18 protein-coding genes are annotated in these 18781 nt (G+C 30.1%); 6 read left to right on the top strand and 12 right to left on the bottom strand.

Annotated features, from left to right (window positions below):
• Positions 1-50: 50 nt before the first annotated feature.
• Entirely contained in the window at positions 51-584 is a 534-nt protein-coding gene (locus JH146_RS06330; protein WP_048202196.1) for a YkgJ family cysteine cluster protein, read from the bottom strand.
• Between the two features lie 14 nt (positions 585-598).
• A complete protein-coding gene (locus tag JH146_RS06325; RefSeq protein WP_048202195.1) occupies positions 599-1300 on the bottom strand; it encodes a phosphatase PAP2 family protein in 702 nt (233 codons plus the stop codon).
• 39 nt (positions 1301-1339) lie between these two features.
• Here JH146_RS06325 and JH146_RS06320 point away from each other — a divergent pair, with 39 nt between their 5' ends.
• Together JH146_RS06320 and JH146_RS06315 are read left to right on the top strand one after the other, a co-directional pair.
• Positions 1340-2797 (top strand): thiamine pyrophosphate-binding protein, encoded by a 1458-nt coding sequence (locus JH146_RS06320; RefSeq protein ID WP_173400829.1) that lies wholly within the window; start codon positions 1340-1342, stop codon positions 2795-2797.
• Positions 2798-2859: 62 nt separating this feature from the next.
• Positions 2860-3732 (top strand): topoisomerase DNA-binding C4 zinc finger domain-containing protein, encoded by an 873-nt coding sequence (locus JH146_RS06315; protein WP_048202193.1) that lies wholly within the window; start codon positions 2860-2862, stop codon positions 3730-3732.
• 8 nt (positions 3733-3740) lie between these two features.
• Here JH146_RS06315 and JH146_RS06310 read toward each other — a convergent pair whose 3' ends face one another.
• Together JH146_RS06310 and JH146_RS06305 are read right to left on the bottom strand one after the other, a co-directional pair.
• Positions 3741-4760 (bottom strand): DUF354 domain-containing protein, encoded by a 1020-nt coding sequence (locus tag JH146_RS06310; RefSeq protein WP_048202192.1) that lies wholly within the window; start codon positions 4758-4760, stop codon positions 3741-3743.
• Positions 4761-4827: 67 nt separating this feature from the next.
• Positions 4828-6021 (bottom strand): molybdopterin molybdotransferase MoeA, encoded by a 1194-nt coding sequence (locus JH146_RS06305; RefSeq protein ID WP_048202191.1) that lies wholly within the window; start codon positions 6019-6021, stop codon positions 4828-4830.
• Between the two features lie 104 nt (positions 6022-6125).
• Here JH146_RS06305 and JH146_RS06300 point away from each other — a divergent pair, with 104 nt between their 5' ends.
• Positions 6126-7637 (top strand): AMP phosphorylase, encoded by a 1512-nt coding sequence (locus JH146_RS06300; RefSeq protein ID WP_048202190.1) that lies wholly within the window; start codon positions 6126-6128, stop codon positions 7635-7637.
• Position 7638: 1 nt separating this feature from the next.
• Here the strand turns inward: JH146_RS06300 and JH146_RS06295 are convergent, their stop codons facing one another.
• The 4 genes from JH146_RS06295 to JH146_RS06280 form a co-directional block, all read right to left on the bottom strand.
• Positions 7639-7860, bottom strand: a complete 222-nt coding sequence (locus JH146_RS06295) for a hypothetical protein (RefSeq protein WP_048202189.1) — start codon at positions 7858-7860, stop codon at positions 7639-7641.
• Positions 7861-8066: 206 nt separating this feature from the next.
• Entirely contained in the window at positions 8067-9155 is a 1089-nt protein-coding gene (locus JH146_RS06290) for a DEAD/DEAH box helicase (protein ID WP_048202188.1), read from the bottom strand.
• 270 nt (positions 9156-9425) lie between these two features.
• Positions 9426-10505, bottom strand: a complete 1080-nt coding sequence (locus tag JH146_RS06285; RefSeq protein ID WP_048202187.1) for a tRNA (5-methylaminomethyl-2-thiouridine)(34)-methyltransferase MnmD — start codon at positions 10503-10505, stop codon at positions 9426-9428.
• Between the two features lie 16 nt (positions 10506-10521).
• Complete coding sequence (locus JH146_RS06280; protein WP_048202186.1) at positions 10522-11184, bottom strand: 2,5-diamino-6-(ribosylamino)-4(3H)-pyrimidinone 5'-phosphate reductase; 663 nt, start codon at positions 11182-11184, stop codon at positions 10522-10524.
• A gap of 163 nt (positions 11185-11347) precedes the next feature.
• On the opposite strand from JH146_RS06280, the gene JH146_RS06275 reads away from it, so the two are divergent.
• A complete protein-coding gene (locus JH146_RS06275) occupies positions 11348-12202 on the top strand; it encodes a tetratricopeptide repeat protein (protein WP_052352080.1) in 855 nt (284 codons plus the stop codon).
• Between the two features lie 14 nt (positions 12203-12216).
• Here the strand turns inward: JH146_RS06275 and JH146_RS06270 are convergent, their stop codons facing one another.
• Entirely contained in the window at positions 12217-13515 is a 1299-nt protein-coding gene (locus tag JH146_RS06270; protein ID WP_052352079.1) for a DASS family sodium-coupled anion symporter, read from the bottom strand.
• A gap of 273 nt (positions 13516-13788) precedes the next feature.
• Here JH146_RS06270 and JH146_RS06265 point away from each other — a divergent pair, with 273 nt between their 5' ends.
• Complete coding sequence (locus JH146_RS06265; protein ID WP_048202184.1) at positions 13789-14178, top strand: 30S ribosomal protein S8e; 390 nt, start codon at positions 13789-13791, stop codon at positions 14176-14178.
• Positions 14179-14254: 76 nt separating this feature from the next.
• Complete coding sequence (locus JH146_RS06260; protein ID WP_048202183.1) at positions 14255-15271, top strand: radical SAM protein; 1017 nt, start codon at positions 14255-14257, stop codon at positions 15269-15271.
• 11 nt (positions 15272-15282) lie between these two features.
• On the opposite strand, the gene JH146_RS06255 is transcribed toward JH146_RS06260, so the two are convergent.
• The 3 genes from JH146_RS06255 to pdxS all read right to left on the bottom strand — a co-directional run bounded on the left by JH146_RS06255 (position 15283) and on the right by pdxS (position 18735).
• Positions 15283-16458 (bottom strand): bis-aminopropyl spermidine synthase family protein, encoded by a 1176-nt coding sequence (locus tag JH146_RS06255; RefSeq protein WP_048202182.1) that lies wholly within the window; start codon positions 16456-16458, stop codon positions 15283-15285.
• Between the two features lie 147 nt (positions 16459-16605).
• Positions 16606-17613, bottom strand: a complete 1008-nt coding sequence (gene hypE / locus JH146_RS06250) for a hydrogenase expression/formation protein HypE (protein WP_048202181.1) — start codon at positions 17611-17613, stop codon at positions 16606-16608.
• 129 nt (positions 17614-17742) lie between these two features.
• Positions 17743-18735, bottom strand: coding sequence for a pyridoxal 5'-phosphate synthase lyase subunit PdxS (gene pdxS, locus JH146_RS06245; RefSeq protein WP_048202180.1), 993 nt, complete (start codon positions 18733-18735; stop codon positions 17743-17745).
• Between the last annotated feature and the right edge of the window lie 46 nt (positions 18736-18781).

Here is an 18781-nt window from a genome sequence, read left to right as displayed (position 1 = left end):
TGCAAATATTTTTATATTCTTACACAACTATAAATAAAAACAAACTAATCTCATTTTTTTCTATATTTTAGAGATTCTTCCAATAACCTCTCTTTAGCCTTTTTAAACTCTTCTTCATCAACACTTTCCTCAAATCCCAAATACTTCAAAACAAGCTCAGCATATTTGAAATATTCATCTTCAACTTTATCATCTCCCAAATAAAGTCCTCTACAATGCCTTAAAAACCATATATCATAGGTTAATGTTAACTTCCCATCTCTAAGTTGCACTGAATATGGCCTAAGCCTACATATTAAAGGCCTGGCATCATAAATTTTACATTTTTTGGTTTTTTTATCCAAAAATATACATTTCCCCCCAACTTCTTTAAGCTCACCAATATATCCATTAAAAAATCCAACATATTTTTTAAAAACTTCAGCAAGTGGAATTTTTAGATATCCTGCTATTTTTGCTAAATCCTTTTTTGTAACTGTTGGAGCATCACAGCAGAATCCACATTTTATGCAATGATACGCTATTCCATCCAAATAAACATCAAAATTTATTTTATTTGTTTTGTTTTTTGATGTACTTTTCATAATCATCCCTTTCATTAATTTTTACACTTTCCACATGAAATACATGGCTTTATATGCCCAGCTAAAAAATCTAATGCTTTGTTAATCTTTAAATGAATAGTTTTAGGGAATTTATATATAACATAACCATACAAAATTCCTGTAATAACATCAACAATCCAGTGCATTCCCATAATTAAAGTTGAGATTGGGATTAATATTGCCAAAGCAAAGTAAATATAGTTTAAGGGTTTTTCGTCTTTAAAATGTAGTGCCAATAAAAAAGAATATGCTGTATGTAATGAAGGAATTTCATAAGTTGGTTTTGTAAATATCCAAAAATAATGCATATTTATTAAATCTTTAGCAACACCCACTTGAAATGGTGATTGAACAACAACAATAGTATATATCAAACCTGCAAATAGCCAACCTAAAGCTAAATCAACTAAAATAATATCACTCTTTAAAAAATCCTTCTTTATAAATAAATAATAAGCAATACCTCCAACAATCATAAAAGAAAAGCCATATAGATAAATAATTCTAAAAAACTCAATAACAATACTTGGTAATGACTGCAGAAATAAATAAAATTCCTTACTGCATAAGGGAAATTTTAATAACAAATTAGTTGCATCAATTGGCTCTATAATTTGAGAATACCACATCAATCCCCCCCACATAATATAAGCAATAGGATAGATTGCCAATCTAACTAAAATTCTCTTATCCACAATATCACCAAAGGTGAGATTATTAAATTCTTAGAAGCTATGATAGATTTTTTAGAGAAAAATGTAAAAACTATATTTTCCTATCCTGGAGAGCAGATATTACCGTTGTATAATGAGATTGAAAATAGCAGTATAAAAAATATTATGGTTAGGGATGAGAGAGGAGCTGGCTTCATGGCTGATGGCTATGCAAGAATAACCAACTATATAGGAGTTTGTTTAGTAACAGCAGGACCTGGAAGCACAAATTTAACAACACCAATAGCTAACGCATATAAAGATAACTCATCTGTATTGGCAATTACTGGAAGATGTCAGAGAAAATATATTGGCAAAAATTACTTCCAAGAAATAAATATGGACTTTTTAAACTTTTATAAAGGATATTTTGTTGATAAAGCAGAGATAAATTATGTTGCTAATGCATTTAATGACTGCTTAACTAATAAAAAGCCAGTTCAGCTAAATATTCCAGCAGATTTATACAAAGAGGAGGCAAAAGATATAAATACAAATGCATATATAGATATAAATAAGGGCGATAATGAAGATACCTTAAATGATATAAAAGAGATAACTGCCAAAAAACCACTATTTTTAATTGGACAGGGCATATTTGGAACTTTAAGTTATAAAGAGATGCTAAAAATATCAAAAATTCTGCAAAAAATAAATTGTCCTATAGCCACAACATTTCCAGCAAGAGGAGTTATTAATGAAAAAGCAGATAACTGTATTGGTTTAGTTGGTAGAAGAGGAGATTTAAAATCTTTATTAGAGGCAGATAAGATAATAAATATTGGTTCTTCACTCTCTTACAATACCTATGTTGAAAGTGTTAGGGAAAAGCTTTTAAGTAAAACCTTAAATATAAATCTGAAACTAAAAAATATCAAAGAGTTAAAAGAATTTTTTGAAAATTTAAGCATAGAAAATAACAATTGGATAACTAAAAATAATAACAAATTTTCACCTTCTGGTGATTATTCAAACAAAATTAATGAAATTATTGAAAATATTCCAGAAGATGCTGTAATAGTTACAGATGCGGGCAAACATACTGTATTTACATGTTTATTAAAGAATTGCATTATTCCAAGAAATATTATTTCCTCACATTCATTTGGAACTATGGGCTTTGGTTTGCCTGCATCCATTGGAGTTAAATTTGGGACTATTGATTTTAACATCGATAGAGAGGTTGTATTAATTAGTGGGGATGGCGGATTTTTGATGAATATAGAGGAACTTCAAGTTGTTTCTGAATATGATTTAAAAATCTTAATGATTGTGATGAAAAATAATAATTTAGCTGAGTTTTGTAGAATAAAAAACCCTAACTTTAACAAAATAGCTGATGCCTTTGGAATAGATAACTGTTACATTGAAAAAGCTGATGATATTAGCTCAGAAATTAAGAATTATCTAAAAAAGAACAAGCCATTGTTGATAGTTGTTGAGACGGAAAATGAGTCATTACCAAAACCAAATGTCTAATTGATAACTTTAATTATTTAATATATATTAGTTTAACAATTTAAATTTTACGGGGGGATAGTATGGAAGAGACTTTAAATGAGTTATTTAAAATTTTATCAAAAGATTTACATTTTAATGCTACAAAACTAAATTCTGAAACTTATGAACAAAATTGGAAAGTTCCAGAAGGATTTATTTCAATAATAGGACTTGAAAATGCTAAAATGCCTGTTTTTTATTATGGAATAACAAATTCATACAACAAAGAGTTTGAAATTAAAAAGGTGGTTTCACCAAAAGGGCAAAAACAAGTTTTTGCAAGGATTTATTATATTTTTGATAGAAGAGATATTATTGAAAAAGAAAAATATGTTGTTGCAAATGCATTTAATGGGCTTCTCTTATTAATAAAATTTGATAAGACAGAATTTATTGAAAAAGCTATAGAAATGCTCACTAAAGGTTATGAAGAAGATGAATTCATTAGAGAAGTTCTTGACAACATAAAAGAGAAAAATATGTTTGATAATATAGAAGAAACAATAAGATTCATTGCTAATAGAGATTACAATTGGTTAATTGGGAGAATAAAATACAATATGGGAATTTTAGAATATTCTGGACAAGGTTACTATTTGCTTCCAATAAAAACAAATATGCAAATAACTCCGGGAATAAGAATTGAAAATGGCAAAGTTATAATTGACTTAGAAAACTCTCATCTATTTAAAAACTTCATTGTGTATGTTGATACCATAAACAATAAAATAATTTGCAATAAAGAGAGATTATGCAACAAAAATCCTGCTATATTGGATATAATGTCAAAGATAGATGATAACACCTGCCCATGGTGTGGAGCTAAGTTGAGAGTAGTTAGAACAAGAAAGGGAGAGTTTTTAGGATGCACAAATTATCCAAATTGTTTGTATAGAAGATTTCCAAAGAAATAATATCTATCTTATTTTTTTAAATAATTACAAACTCTTTCAAGCATCAAATCAGTTGGGTCTTCTAATTGAATAACTCCAAGTTTCTTTCCTAAGTTATCTTCAACATAGCTTATTATTTCCTTAATATCATTTGTATGAATCATTCTATTTTTTTCAATTAGATATTTATCAACTCCAAGTAATTCCTGAGGATAACAAGATATTGTAGGAACTCCAAGAATAGCACTCTCCCTATTCATTGTTCCTCCAGCACCAATCATAAAATCGGCATTATATAATAAAGAGAGAGCATCTATTGTTTCTTTTGGAACAATAACATTAAGCTCCCTATATATTTCTTTTTGATTTTCATCTCTTGGAAACACAACTATATTACAATCAATTCTTTTTTGAAGTTCTTTGATAATTTTTGGCAGTATATCTTTATGTCCATTACAATAGGAAGAGTTTGGGCAAGGTCTCATAACTATTGTTGGATTATTATTTAAAATTCCCAATTTTTTTAAAATTTCATTATCTATTGGATAATAGCCCTTTAGCCGAGAATTTACATTTGCCACTTCACAAGTTCCATCAAAATTTATAAAATTTCTTCCTCCAAAATCCCTAAGCTTATTTTCATCTGTTGCTATAGGTTTAATAATCTCATCTGCCAATGGGAGAGTTAATTTATTTTGAGCTTCAGCATGTTCATTATCTACAACAAAAATTATTGGAATGTTTAAACCAAAAGCAACTCTTGGCAGTTCAACAGAGTGTTTAGCTATGGCTACTTTTGGCTTTATATTGGATATTAGCTCAGCTAAGCCAATAACTCTCTCAGCATAAAAAATTAATTTATCTTTCAATGTGTTTCCATGCTTTCCTATGCATTTTCCAACAAAATTGTAAATTTCTACTAATTTAGCCAAATTTTTCGAGTCTCTAAAAGTTAATAAATACTCAATCCCTTCCTTTTCAAATTTTTTTATTAGTTGGCAAAAATAATGCACATGAGGAGCGTTTGTTAAATCAATCCATACATCCAAAACAATCACCCCAATAAATACTACATTAACTCTACAGAAGTTTTTTCATCTTTTAATTTTGCTTAACTTATAATAAATACACATCTACAAGCTCTCCTTTTTCATAGCCCTCAACATTCTCTGGAATTAAAATATAGCCATCACTTTTTATCAATGAGGAAATAACACCACTTCCAGTTATTCTTATGGGTTCAACCTCTTTATCTACTCTAACCCTAACAAAATCAACTCTACCAAGTTCAGAAGCTATGTTTCTTTTTAAAGGTATTTTGATTTTTTTCCTTTTCATGAAAAATCTTTGGATAAATAGTTCAAATTGGACAGCTGATGCTACAGGATAACCAGATAGCATAAAGATAAGTTTATCATCAACTATTCCAAATCCAAAAGGTTTTCCAGGTCTTATATTTACCCCATGAACTATAACATCTCCCATTTCTTTAACTGTTTCAATGGTTATATCTCTCTCACTTACAGAAGTCCCTCCAGTTATTAACACAGCATCATTTTCATTTAGAGCTGTTTTAATGGCTTTTTTTAACTTTTCTTTATTATCTTCAACAGCATCATAAATTTTTGCATCAAATCCAAGATTTTTTACTAAACCATATAGCATATATGAATTAGAATTTATAATTTTTCCTTTTAGTTTGTTAATATCTTTTTCAATATTGTTAATCTCATCCAAGCTGATAAGTTCATCCCCTGTAGGGATTATTCCAAAACTTAAATCATAAACCTTAATTTTTTTAATTCCTAAAGATGCAAGCATATTTAGGTGATAAGGATTAATAACATCTCCTTTTTTTAAAACCACATCCCCTTTTTTAACATCTTCTCCAATTCTTGAAACATTTTCATTTGGATGAACTCCCTTATAGATTTCAACAAAATCATCAACTTCATTGCAAAATTCTTTCATAACCACAGCGTCTGCATTTTTTGGCAATTCATCTCCAGTAAATATTTTCTTCGCCTCTCCTGAAAATATCTCATCCGTTTCAACGAGATTTAATATTATCGGGTTTGTTTCAGATGCTCCAAAAGTGTCTTCTGCTTTAACAGCATATCCATCCATTGCAGCTTTATTAAAATATGGCAAATCTATTGGGGATTTAATATCTTCAGCAGATATTTTATTTAACGCCTCAATAATATTAATTTCTTTAATTTTTTTATTTTCGCTTAAATACTTATATAAGTGCTCATACACAATTTTTTCAGCATTTTTTAAGGACATTAATTTTCTTATTAGCTTCATGTTTTCACCAATAGTAAAAGTGATATTAAGATTAAGAAGATATATAAAGTTGAGAATATAAAAATTAAATTATTAAAAAATAGTGGGGGTAGATGGTGATTTAAATGTTATTTCTAAAAGTTAGAGTTTTAGACATTGACTTGGAAAATTTAGTTTTAATTAATTCTGAAGATTTAAAAAACTCTCAGTATTTCCCTCAAGATAGAGTAGTTGTTGAATTTAAAGGAAAAGAGGTTATTGGAGTTTTGTATTCTTCAACCACATTAATAAATAGAGGAGAAATTGGATTGCCACAAAAGTTAGTTAAAGAGTTAGGTGTTAAAGAAGGGGATACAGTAACAATAAAACATGCTGAAAAACCAAAATCTCTTCCATATATAAGAAAAAAGATGGATGGAAATAAATTAAGAAAAGAGGAAATTTTTGCAATTATAGATGAGATGGTTGATGGGAAGCTAACAAATATTGAGATATCTGCTTTTGTCACATCTCTTTATATAAATGGAATGGACATGGATGAGATTGAAGCAATGACTATTAGAATGGCTGAGACTGGGGAAATGGTCAATTGGGAGGGGCATATATTTGATGTGCATTCAATTGGAGGAGTTCCAGGAAATAAATACGCTTTATTAGTAGTGCCAATAGTCGCCTCTGCTGGGTTAAAAATCCCAAAAACTTCTTCAAGGGCAATAACTTCAGCGGCAGGAACAGCGGATGTTGTTGAAGTTTTAACAAGAGTAGATTTAACTATTGAAGAGATAAAGAGAGTTGTTAAAGAAACTAATGGCTGTATGGTATGGGGAGGGGCTTTGGACTTAGCTCCAGCAGATGATATAACAATAAACGTTGAAAGACCTCTTGGCATAGACCCAGAGCCGTTATTATTGTCAAGTGTTATGGCAAAAAAATTAGCTATGGGTGTTAATAAACTATTGATTGACATTCCAACGGGATATGGGGCAAAAGTTAAATCTATAAAAGAAGCTTCAAGTTTAGCAAGGAATTTTATTGAATTAAGTGATAGATTAAGGATAGCTACTGAATGTGCAATTACCTATGGAGGACAGCCAATTGGTAGAGCTATTGGTCCAGCTTTAGAAGCAAAAGAGGCATTATTAGCTTTAGAAGATTATAAGCAAGCTCCAACAAGTTTAGTAGAAAAATCTATATCACTTGCAGGAATTTTATTAGAGATGGGTGGCGTAGCCCCTACTGGAGAAGGAAAATACTTAGCTGAAGATTTATTAGCAAGAGGAAAAGCTCATGACAAATTTATGGAAATTATTGTAGCACAGGGAGGAAAAGAAGTTAGCTCTGATGAGATTGAAGTTGGAAAATATAAGGCAGATATCCATTCACCTATTGACGGGTATGTTACAAGAATATCAAATATTGGAATAACAAAAATCGCCAAAGAAGCAGGAGCTCCAAATGATAAAAAAGCTGGTGTCTACCTAAACGTAAAAGTTGGAAACAAGGTTGAAAGAGGGGATGTTTTATACACAATATATTCTGACTCTGAAGAGAGGTTAAAATCAGCTGTTAAATTAGCGAGAATAGTATATCCAGTTAAAGTTGAAGGCATGCTGCTTCAAAAAATTTCAAGATTCTAAATTAATTTGATTTTTCAATAATTTTTTCTAATTTTGGACATGCCGTCAAAATTAATCCATATAACTCAGTGTTTTTTGTAGATTCTAATATTTTATATATTAATTTTCTATCATCAATATGTGACTCGATAATGTGTCTTATCATAAGAATTTTAATACCAATAAATTTTGCTTTACTGTTAATGATTTTTAGGTCCTCTAAAATTTTTTCATCATTTTTCATAAATATCACCAAAAAATATAAACAATATAAAAATACATGCAAAACAAAACTCCTCTTAGCTCTGTATTTTATGTTATGGTATTAAAATATTTATGAATTTTTTGCACATGCTTCTATATGTACATATGTATGTTCTTATGGACATAAAAATAGCTAAAATAATTAATTAAAAATAATAATAAATAATAAAGTTTTTTAATGTTTTATTATTTAATTTTTAATTTTCTAATTTTCAATTTCATTGCTCTCTCTATATATTTCAATTTCTTATATTCTTTTCTATTGATAATTGATATTGCCTTTCCTTTTTTTCCAGCTCTTCCAGTTCTTCCAATCCTATGCATATAAGATTCAGGATTTTGTGGAAGATGGTAGTTAATTACATAACCTAAATCATTAACATCTATTCCTCTACTCATAACATCAGTGGCAATTAAAATTTTAATTCTCTTTTGTTTGAATAGCCTTATAACTTTCTCTCTTTGAGATTGATTTAAATCTCCATGAATTGCACCAGCTTTAAATCCAATATCTCTCAACATATTTGCCAATTCTTTAGTATCTCTCTTAGTTTTACAAAAAACTAATCCATAAAATTCCTTATTTTTTAAAATTCTACATAAGATTTCAAATCTCTCATTTTCATTAACTTCAACATAACTCTGCTCAATATTTGCATTTATCTTAGCTTTTACAAAGTTATAATCTCCCATATACTTTTTAGCCAAATTTAATATCTCCTTTGGCATGGTTGCAGAGAACAACAGAATCCTTTTATCTCCATTACAGGCGTTTAAAATCTTTTCAACATCCTCAACAAATCCCATATTGAGCATTTCATCAGCTTCATCCAATATAAAGTATTTAACATTTTCTAAATTTAAAGTGCCTCTATTTATGTGGTCTAAAATTCTTCCTGGGGTTCCAACAACTATATTTGCTCTCTTTAAAGCTTTAATTTGTGGATAAATAGCTTTTCCACCATAAATTTTAGCTATCTTTAAATTTTTGTTACCTTTTAATGACTCTATTTCATCAGCCACTTGTATAGCCAATTCTCTTGTTGGGGTTAGAATAATTGCCTCTATTCCATTGTTTTCATTGACAAGCTCAATTAATGGAATTGCAAATGATGCTGTCTTCCCACTTCCAGTCCTTGCTTGAGCTACAATATTACATTCATCATTTAAAAATAACGGAATAACCTTCATCTGTATGTCTGTTGGCTTTTCAAAACCTTTATTCTTAATGGCATTTAGGATACTATCTGATAAATTTAATTCATTAAAATTCATATATTCCACTTCCTAATAAAATTTAGTAATTTTTAAAGATGCTAAAAAGAGATTTTAGCATCCTCAACAACTATGAGCTTATAGTATAAAAAGGTTTGCATGAAACTTTTAGAAAAAGTTAGATGAAAACCTAACGGTTTTCATTGCCCAAAGCTAACGCTTTGGTTAAATAAAAACTCATAAGAGTTTTTATAACCCGAAGCTAACGCTTCGATTGAACAAATCCTACGGATTTGTAGCCAGAAAGCAGAGCTTTCTGTTTCATCAAAATTAAAATTTGAACATCTCAATAAATATTTTATCGCCTATATTCGAGAAAAATTTCAACCTCATCTTTTTAATTATCTCTGATGAGTTCAAATCTTCTTTTTGAATTTTTAAAACCTCTTCTGGAATATTTCCTTTTTTTATCTGTTTTGTTGATAGGTATTTTTCTATTTTAATTAATTTTTCTTTTAATTTTTTTCTTCTCTCTTCCCTATTCTCTATTATTTTATCTTTAGTTAAGCTTAATGTTTCATCCCTATAAGGTAGAGCTATAACTGATAAAGCTATAACTCTCTCATCAACCTCATTAATTCTATTTGGTTTAAAATTTGGGTTTTTGTAAGCTAAGGTTATCCCTCTTTTTCTCCCAACACTCTCATTTTCTGAAATTACAAAACCACAATCAACCAAAGCACTTCTAAAAGGAATTGCTGAAGAGTAAGATATCAAAACTCCATTATCTTCCATTCTTTTATAAATTTCTTTCAAAAAATCATAGGTGTAGAGAGTGGGGTCTCTTTTTGGTGAAAATGCATCGTGAAAAACCACATTGTATTTTTTATCACTCTTTATTATAAATTTTCTCGCATCTCCAACATATAAATTGATATTATCATAATCTGACTTATATTCAATGCCAATTTTGTTTAAAAAATACTCTCTAACCTTATCTTTTATAATCTCATGCTCTTTATATGGAATATCTAAAAATAAAGTTAAAAATAAAACTTCTTCGCAAATCTCAACCATATCTATCTTTGCATTTTTATTATAATGCAAAGCAGCTATAGCATTGTACCCCATACCACTACACAAATCTAAAACTCTCGGGTTTTTTAAATTTTCAATTTTTGATGGTTTAGCAAACTTATAAATCGCTTCCTTTAAAGCCCCAACCTTTGAATGCATCATTTCCTCTTCATCTTCTGCTTTTAATGTATAAGTTCCGTCTTCAGTTTCTACTAAGACATTTTCTTCCTTTAACTCTTTAATTAATCTCTCTTTAATATCTTCTTCATTTCTCCCATTGTAGATTTTCATATACTTTCTAATAATTTCCAATGCTCTTTTGTTTGGAAGCATGGCTCTCACATTATGATTATTTCTTTACCTTAAATTCCAACACAATTCCTTCTCCCAACCTATAAAAGTTTTTTAATTCTAATTTAACACACTCATCTACTGTTTTAAACCCTTCTCCATCTACATATGTTGGAGCATCTTTCCCTCCAAATATTTTTGGAGCTATATAGACAGAGACCTCATCAACTAAACCCTCTTTAAACATCCCCCAATTTAAAGTTCCTCCTCCTTCCAACAAAATGCTTTTTATTCCCTTGTCATACAAAATTTCCATCAATTTTTTTAAATCTACCTTTCCTCTTCCACATCTAACAATCTCTATACCCATATCTTCTAATATTTTTATTTTCTTTTCTTTCTCTTCATCACTATCTTCTGTTGTTGCTATAATTGTCTTTGCATCTTTATTTAAAACTCTTGCATTTAGTGGAACTCTTAGCTTACTATCAACAACTATTCTAACAGGATTTCTATCACTTTTAATTTTATGAACTGTTAATCTTGGGTCGTCCTTTAAAACAGTCCCAATACCGACCATAATTCCATCAACATTTGCCCTAATTTTATGAACCCTTATTAAATCCTCTTCGCATGAAATTCTTGAGTCGTTATTTATAGTAGCTAACTTTCCATCTAAGGTCATGCCTACGTTGGATATAACATATGGCTTTTTTTCCATTGATATCACCAATTTTACCAATTTTCAATGTTTAGTTAAATAAAACTTAAGTTTTATATAATTGAACATAGATAAATATATAATGGTAAGAATACGCATTTAGATTAAACAATCTAAGAATTGAATTTACAGTTTTATAAAAATTTACAGGGGGGGACGTTTCATGAGTAAATCTGAAAATGGAAAGGATATGAATAATCTAAAAAAGCAGAAAAATAATCCTGAACTAACACCTAAGTCATTAAACAAAATTGATGAGTATATAGAAAAATTGATGGATATGTTAAAACTGTCTCCAAATCACCATATTGTTAATTTTCTAAAAGGGCTTTTGCTAAGTATGACTGGTGACTTTGAAAATGCATTAAAATTATTAGACGACGCTTTGAAATCAGATCTTAATAATACCTTTGTGAAATATTCGAAAGCTTATGTTTATGAACATCTAAACATGAATAATGAAAGTTTAAAAGAATATAATGAAATTTTAAAAACTACCCCATTTTTAGTCCCAGCATTGGTTAGAAAAGCAGAAATTCTTAGAAATCTTGGAAAATATGAAGATGCATTAGAATGTTACAACAAAGTATTAGAAATTGCTCCAAACATAACAGCCCTTTATGGGAAAGCCTCAATTTTATATAACTTAGGAAAACTTGAAGAGGCTTTAGAATGCCTAAATAAAGCTTTGGAAATAAAACCCAATTTTTTATCTGCACTTATACTGAAATCTCAAATTTTACTATCATTAGATAAACTTTCAGCGGCGATGGTGACATTAAAAAAAGCACTTGATATAAGACCTGATGATATACGGGCTTTGTTTATTTTAGGTCTTGTCCATTTGAGATTAAAAGAGTTTAAAAAAGCCATTGAAGTATTTGACAAAATTTTAGAAAAGAATCCTTATCATTTGGAGGCTCAGCTTGGCAAAGCGATAGCATATGAAAAAATGGGGGATTTAGAGAAAGCTGTTGAACTATATAATAAAATATTTTCCTACTATTCAGGAAAATAATATATTATTTCTATTCACATATAAAGAGAGAAGTATAAAGTTATTACAGTTGCAGAGAGTATTGACAAAATCGTCCCAATTTTCATCATCTCTTCTTTTTTGACACCTTCACCATATACAATAGCATTAGGTGGTGTTCCAACAGGTAAGATAAATGAACATGATGCTGATATACCAATAGCCAATATTAAAATCTCTTTTGGAATTCCTAAAGACGCTCCAAATAGTATTGGGACCAATATTCCAGTCAGTCCAGTGTTGCTTATAAAATTGGTTAGAATTATTGTTATTGTAATTACTGCAAATAAAACCACAATTGGGCTTAAATTGCCTAATATAGCTATAAGTTTTTCAGATAAAAATGTATTAGCCCCACTTTTAACAATAATTCCTCCTAAACATAAAGCTCCACCAAATAAAATTAAAGTTCCCCAATCTATCTTCTTGAAATCATTAACTTTAACTAAATTAAATACAAACAATAATATTATGGCGAATATGGCAATAACTGAATCAAAATATTTAATGCTAAAAATTTCACTTAAATAATCACTAATTATCCAAAGTAAAGCTATCAATAAAAATATAGCCAATAATTTATAAGCATCTTTGCTCAGTTCTACTCTTGCCTGAATAGCAATATCTTCTTTTGGAATCCAGTTTTTGAAATAAATATATAATGTTAAAGTAGAGATTAAAAATAATAATACGCTTATTGGAAACCCAACTTTAAACCAGCTAAAAAACCCATAATCTAAATAACTACTTGCTATTGCATTTGGTGGGGAGCCAATAATTGTTGCTATCCCACCTATAGAGGCAGAGTAAGCAACCCCTAACAATAAAAAATCCCTCAACTTATCAGTTTTTTTATGTAATAGTCCAAGAGCTATGGGTAATAAAATTAATGTGGCAGATGTATTACTAATCCACATCGACAAAAAATATGCCGATAGAAACATTAAAAAGCATGTAGTTTTAAAATCCTTTCCATAATTTAGTAGCTTATAGGCAATAAATTTATCTAAATTATGATTTTTTAATGCCTGTGCAAGCATAAACCCTCCTAAGAATAAAAATATTATTGGATGGGCAAAGTATGTTAAAGCTTCTTTTAAATTAAAAATTCCTAAAAACACTGCCATTATTGGGATTACTAAGGACGTAACTGGAAGAGGTAGTAATTCAAAAAACCATAAACATCCAGCAACTACTAATATAACAATACCTTTGTAAATATCTGGTAATGTTGCACCAAAAATAAGAGAGGCTATAATTATTCCCAATCCTATAAATTCCTTGGATAATCTCATTATCCCTCCCCCACCAAATTTAAATTTCCTTTAGTTTATAGCATAATAACTTATTAATGTTAATAGTTAAGTTTTTATATCTCTTGTATGTTTATTCATTATTCATAGACTCGCATGGCCTGACCCGTGTCTCTTTTACAAAACAAAACTTAAAGTAAAAATTATAAAACTATAAGGGTATTTAGGATAAATAATCCAAAGACCAAGAATAATAAAATAATAAGAAAGAAATCCAGTTGAAAAATATTAAAAACAATTATTACAGGTGTTAATATGAGTGTATGGCAAGGAAGAAGTAGAAGAAAACCAACAGGTGGATTATATAGACCAGCAAGAAAAAAGAGAAAATATGAAATGGGTAGAGAACCAATAGAAACACACGTAGCAGAAGAGGCATTTAGAATAAAAAAGGTTAGAACAAGAGGAGGAAACTTAAAGGTTAAAGTTGTTAGAACAGGATTTGCTAATGTATTAGACCCAGAAACAGGGGTTTGTAAGAAAGTTAAAATAATAACAGTTAGAGAAAACAAAGCAAACATCCACTACGTTAGAAGAAACGTTATAACAAAAGGAGCAATTATCGAAACAGAACTTGGATTGGCAAAAGTTACATCAAGACCAGGGCAAGATGGAACTGTTAATGCAATATTAATTAAGGAGTAAATTTTTCAAGCTTATATTTTAATTTTTTATACCTTACATAATTTATCTATTTAAATTAATTATAAGCTGTGAAATTATGAAACTTGAGAGATATTTAGCTGTTTCAAAAGATTTAGTCCCAGCAAAGTTTATAATAGCTAAGTGTATAGAAGTTGAAGAATTTGATGGATTGGAAATAAATGAATTATGGAAAATCCATAACAAGATTTTGAAAAAAGTAGATTTTGATGATTTTGATTTTGATAATTTAGAGTATATGAAACCAAATCTATTGGACTTAAAAGTAGAGATTGCTAAGAGAATATTTAGAAATTGCCATTTTTGTGAGCATAGATGTTATGTAAATAGAGAGTTTGAAAGAGGGTTTTGTAGAATAAAAGAAAGCTATTACTCATCGGAATTTTTGCATCTTGGAGAAGAGAGAGTTTTAGTTCCATCACATACAATTTTCTTCTGTGGCTGTAATTTTAAATGTGTTTTCTGCCAAAATTGGGATATATCTCAAGTTTATTTTGATGAAACAATTCCAAATAACTGCATCCCATACAATCCAAAAGAGATGGCTAAAATTATAGAATATAGAAGAAATTATTCAAAAAACGTCAATTTTGTTGGTGGAGACCCAACCCCACATTTATTAAGTATTTTAAAAACTCTAAGTTATTTAAATAGAAATATTCCAGTAGTTTGGAATTCAAATATGTATCTAACCGTTGAAGGAATGTATTTATTAAAAGGTATTGTCGATGTATATTTAACTGACTTTAAATTTGGAAATAATGAATGTGGGAAAAGATTATCAAAAGTCAAAAACTATTTTGATATAGTTGGAAGAAATCACTTGCTTATAAAAGATGAAGAAGTTATAATAAGGCATTTAGTAATGCCAAACCACTTAGATTGTTGCACAGATAAAATATTTGAGTTCATCTCAAAAAATTTAGATAACGCTGTAGTTAATGTCATGTTTCAATATCGCCCAGAATATAAAGCTAAGGAAGATCCTGATATAAACAGAAGATTAACTTATGATGAGATAGAGAAGGCATTAGAATTAGCAGAGAAGTATAACTTAGATTTAATTTATGATTAAAAATATTTTAATTATTCATTTTTCAACTTTTCCCTCTTAATCATTTTAAATTTCTTCCCTCCACATTCACAAACTAAATCCTCAACTTTCTTAACCTCTTCTCCAACTTTATGAACCTTTCCGCATTTTAGACATTTATAATATCTTATAACTGGCTTAACTAAACCAGTATATATTTTCTCAGTGTCTCCAATATTTATCTTCAAATTTTTCCCAACTAATCTCGCTATAAATGTTGTGTTTGCAATTATCTCACTACCTTCATAATAATTAAAATTTGGAATCAGCTCTGAAATAACAAAACCCATATCAGTAATTGCTTTTTGAATAGAGAGCCATTCATCTATTGGTTTGTGAGAATAAGAAAGATAAGCAATCCCTTCTTTTCCTAAAGCCTCTATTCCTCTCGATAAAAATAACTTTAAACCATTAACAGTATATGGCGGGTCTGTTGAGATAACATCAAATCTCTCTTTTAAATCTTCTGGTAATGGGTTTCTTAAATCATGCTTAATCGTCTTAATTTTAACATTTTCTTTTTGTGAAAATTTTTCTATAAGTTTTAAAATCCTCTCATCTATATCTATAACTACTATCTCTTCAGCCATGTTTGTTAGAGCGGTTGGTAAAGAAGTTAGGTCATCATCCCCAACAAATAAAATTCTCTTTCCCTCTAAATCCCCTCTTTCATACATTAAAGCAGCTCTATAAGTTGATGTTTCTGGTGTTGCAAAGGATTGGTCTATGGTTGTATCTACCAATGGTCTTTTTTTAGCCCAAACTCTAACCTTATTTAAAATATCTTCAAAAAATTCATCTAAAACTATTCCTCTACCATTACAAGTTTTGCAGGTAAGAGATTTTTTATACTTCAATTTCAAAAAGTTTTCAGCAAATTCTTTACCTAAATCTGTTAGCTCAGCCCCTCTTTCAGTTCTCTTTAACATTTTTTCTCTCTCTAAGATAGTTCTTACCTTAGCAATGATTGGTAAAGGCAATCTAGTTTTTTGACCAATCTTTTTTGTTGATATTGGCTGATGTCTATAAATAACTCTAATTATATCCTCTACAGCCCTCTTTCCCTCAGCAATATCAGCTTTTTTAGCAACACTATCTAAAAGTATTGAGAACTTTGCCTTTTCATCAACTTCTACTTTACCTTTTCCAATTTTTCCAATGATTTTCATTATTTCACCAAAATAAGGAAAATTAATAAAGATTAACACACTCTTGGTATAGGGTCACCAATCGGCATATCAACGTAGCATAGGGCTACCGCCCTATTGCTATACCCAAGGATGCATCACCTCGCTTCGCTCGGTGATGCCTCTTATTTAACACACTCTCGGTATTGGGTCACCAATCGGCATATCAACAATTCTCCTACCAACAATTGTTTCCATCACAACTCCTTTATGTTCTTTTGTAGCATAGCCAATAAGCTCTGCATTCTTTCCTAATGGATGTTCTCTCAAAATCTCTAAGCATCTTTCAGCGTCTTCCTTTTTAACTGCCATTACAACCTTACCTTCATTTGCTATAGTTAAAGGGTCTAAGCCAAGGATATCACAAATTGACTGAACTTCATCACTTATTGGGATTTTATCCTCAAAGATAGTTATTCCTACATTGCTCTTTTCAGCCATCTCATTTAATGCATCTGCCAAACCTCCTCTTGTAGGGTCTTTCATGGCATTTATTTGAATACCTTCATTCAATACTTTTTCAATCAATTTATTTATTGGAGCTACATCAGATTTTATGTTTGTTTCAAAATCGAATCCCTCTCTCGATAATAAAATAGCTAATCCATGTTCTCCTATATTTCCAGAGACTATTATTGCATCTCCCTCCTGAACATTACAATCCCTTATTGCTTTTCCTCTATCAACAATCCCTATTCCAGCAGTTGAGATGATAATATCATCAACACCATCAGATACCTTTGTATCTCCTGTTATTATAGCTACCTCAGCCTCTTTAGAAGTTTCGTTTATTGATTTAACTATTTTTTCCAAATCCTCTAAGTTAAAACCTTCTGGAATTATTAAAGATAGAGATAGAGCTAATGGCTTAGCTCCCATAACTGCTAAATCATTTACAGTTCCACTAACTGCCAATCTACCTATATCTCCACCTGGGAAAAATATTGGTTTAACTGTGTGTCCATCAACAGTAAAAACAATCTCCTTATCTCCTATAGGGATAGTTGCTGAGTCATCTAAACTCTCTAAACCAATTCCTCCATTAACTGATGTTATCTCCAAATTTTTTAAAATGATATTTTTTATAAGCTCCTGCATTACCTTTCCTCCAGCTCCATGCATTCGTGTGATTTTCATAATCCCACTCTATAACTTTTGTTGAATACTTAAATATTTTGATATATATTTTATAGCTCTCCAATTGAATTTAAACAAATAAAAAATAAAAATAAAGCAAAAAAGAAAATAAAAGATAAATAACCAAATTTAATCTCCTCTGTATTGCATCTTTTCAGCTTCGCTTATTTGAGTTATATCTATCCCTTTCATTGCCTCTCCTAAATTCTTGCTAACTTCTGCAACAACATCTGGCTTATCATAATTATAAGTAGCCTCAACAATTGCTCTCGCTCTTTCTAATGGATTTTCTGATTTAAATATTCCTGAACCAACAAATACTCCATCAGAGCCGAGTTGCATCATTAAAGCTGCATCTGCTGGTGTTGCAACCCCTCCAGCTGCAAAATTAACTACTGGCAATCTTCCTAATTTTTTAACTTCTAATAAAACTTTATACAATCCATCAACAATCTCAGCTAATGTAAAGCCCTCATAGATTGGCTCATTTTCTAAAACAGTTGCTGGCAATCCCATTCCTTCTCTAACAGTTTTAGCTAATTCCGCATATCTGTTAGCATAGAATTTAGCAACCCCATAAATTTCTTCATCAGTCATTCTCTGCAATTGAGCTATAGCTTCGTTCATCAATCTCATGTGTCTAACTGCCTCAACTATATTTCCAGTTCCTGCCTCTCCTTTTGTTCTTATCATAGCTGCTCCTTCCCAGATTCTTCTAACTGCCTCTCCTAAGTTTCTTGCTCCACAAACAAATGGAACTTTAAACTTCTTCTTATATATGTGGAAGAATGGGTCTGCTTGAGTTAAAACTTCACTCTCATCAATCATATCTACTCCAATAGCCTCTAAAACTAACGCCTCTGTTGTATGCCCAATTCTACATTTAGCCATGACTGGAATTGAGACAGCATCCATTATCTCCTCAATTAAAGCTGGGTCTGACATTCTCGCAACTCCACCGGCTGCCCTAATATCAGCAGGAACTCTTTCCAAAGCCATAACTGCAACAGCTCCTGCTTCTTCAGCAATCTGTGCCTGCTCTACATTAGTAACATCCATTACAACTCCATGCTTAACCATCTTAGCAAATCCTTTCTTTAACAAATCAGTTCCTTTTTTCATAAACTATCCCTCCGTAGATTATAGTTATTTAATAAAACCTGTTATC

The sequence above is a fragment of the Methanocaldococcus bathoardescens genome (genome assembly GCF_000739065.1).
GTDB classification, from domain to species: Archaea; AGJL01; Methanococci; order Methanococcales; family Methanocaldococcaceae; genus Methanocaldococcus; species Methanocaldococcus bathoardescens.
This window is presented reverse-complemented; position numbering and strand designations above follow the sequence as displayed.

What these genes read in the sequence shown, in the direction of transcription:
- JH146_RS06330 (WP_048202196.1), bottom strand. Translation starts at nt 584, where the DNA reads ATGAAAAGTACATCAAAAAACAAAACAAATAAAATAAATTTTGATGTT.
- JH146_RS06320 (WP_173400829.1), top strand. Translation starts at nt 1,340, where the DNA reads ATGATAGATTTTTTAGAGAAAAATGTAAAAACTATATTTTCCTATCCT.
- JH146_RS06315 (WP_048202193.1), top strand. Translation starts at nt 2,860, where the DNA reads ATGGAAGAGACTTTAAATGAGTTATTTAAAATTTTATCAAAAGATTTA.
- JH146_RS06305 (WP_048202191.1), bottom strand. Translation starts at nt 6,021, where the DNA reads ATGAAGCTAATAAGAAAATTAATGTCCTTAAAAAATGCTGAAAAAATT.
- JH146_RS06300 (WP_048202190.1), top strand. Translation starts at nt 6,126, where the DNA reads ATGTTATTTCTAAAAGTTAGAGTTTTAGACATTGACTTGGAAAATTTA.
- JH146_RS06295 (WP_048202189.1), bottom strand. Translation starts at nt 7,860, where the DNA reads ATGAAAAATGATGAAAAAATTTTAGAGGACCTAAAAATCATTAACAGT.
- JH146_RS06290 (WP_048202188.1), bottom strand. Translation starts at nt 9,155, where the DNA reads ATGAATTTTAATGAATTAAATTTATCAGATAGTATCCTAAATGCCATT.
- JH146_RS06285 (WP_048202187.1), bottom strand. Translation starts at nt 10,505, where the DNA reads ATGCTTCCAAACAAAAGAGCATTGGAAATTATTAGAAAGTATATGAAA.
- JH146_RS06280 (WP_048202186.1), bottom strand. Translation starts at nt 11,184, where the DNA reads ATGGAAAAAAAGCCATATGTTATATCCAACGTAGGCATGACCTTAGAT.
- JH146_RS06275 (WP_052352080.1), top strand. Translation starts at nt 11,348, where the DNA reads ATGAGTAAATCTGAAAATGGAAAGGATATGAATAATCTAAAAAAGCAG.
- JH146_RS06270 (WP_052352079.1), bottom strand. Translation starts at nt 13,515, where the DNA reads ATGAGATTATCCAAGGAATTTATAGGATTGGGAATAATTATAGCCTCT.
- JH146_RS06265 (WP_048202184.1), top strand. Translation starts at nt 13,789, where the DNA reads ATGAGTGTATGGCAAGGAAGAAGTAGAAGAAAACCAACAGGTGGATTA.
- JH146_RS06260 (WP_048202183.1), top strand. Translation starts at nt 14,255, where the DNA reads ATGAAACTTGAGAGATATTTAGCTGTTTCAAAAGATTTAGTCCCAGCA.
- JH146_RS06255 (WP_048202182.1), bottom strand. Translation starts at nt 16,458, where the DNA reads ATGAAAATCATTGGAAAAATTGGAAAAGGTAAAGTAGAAGTTGATGAA.
- hypE (WP_048202181.1), bottom strand. Translation starts at nt 17,613, where the DNA reads ATGAAAATCACACGAATGCATGGAGCTGGAGGAAAGGTAATGCAGGAG.
- pdxS (WP_048202180.1), bottom strand. Translation starts at nt 18,735, where the DNA reads ATGAAAAAAGGAACTGATTTGTTAAAGAAAGGATTTGCTAAGATGGTT.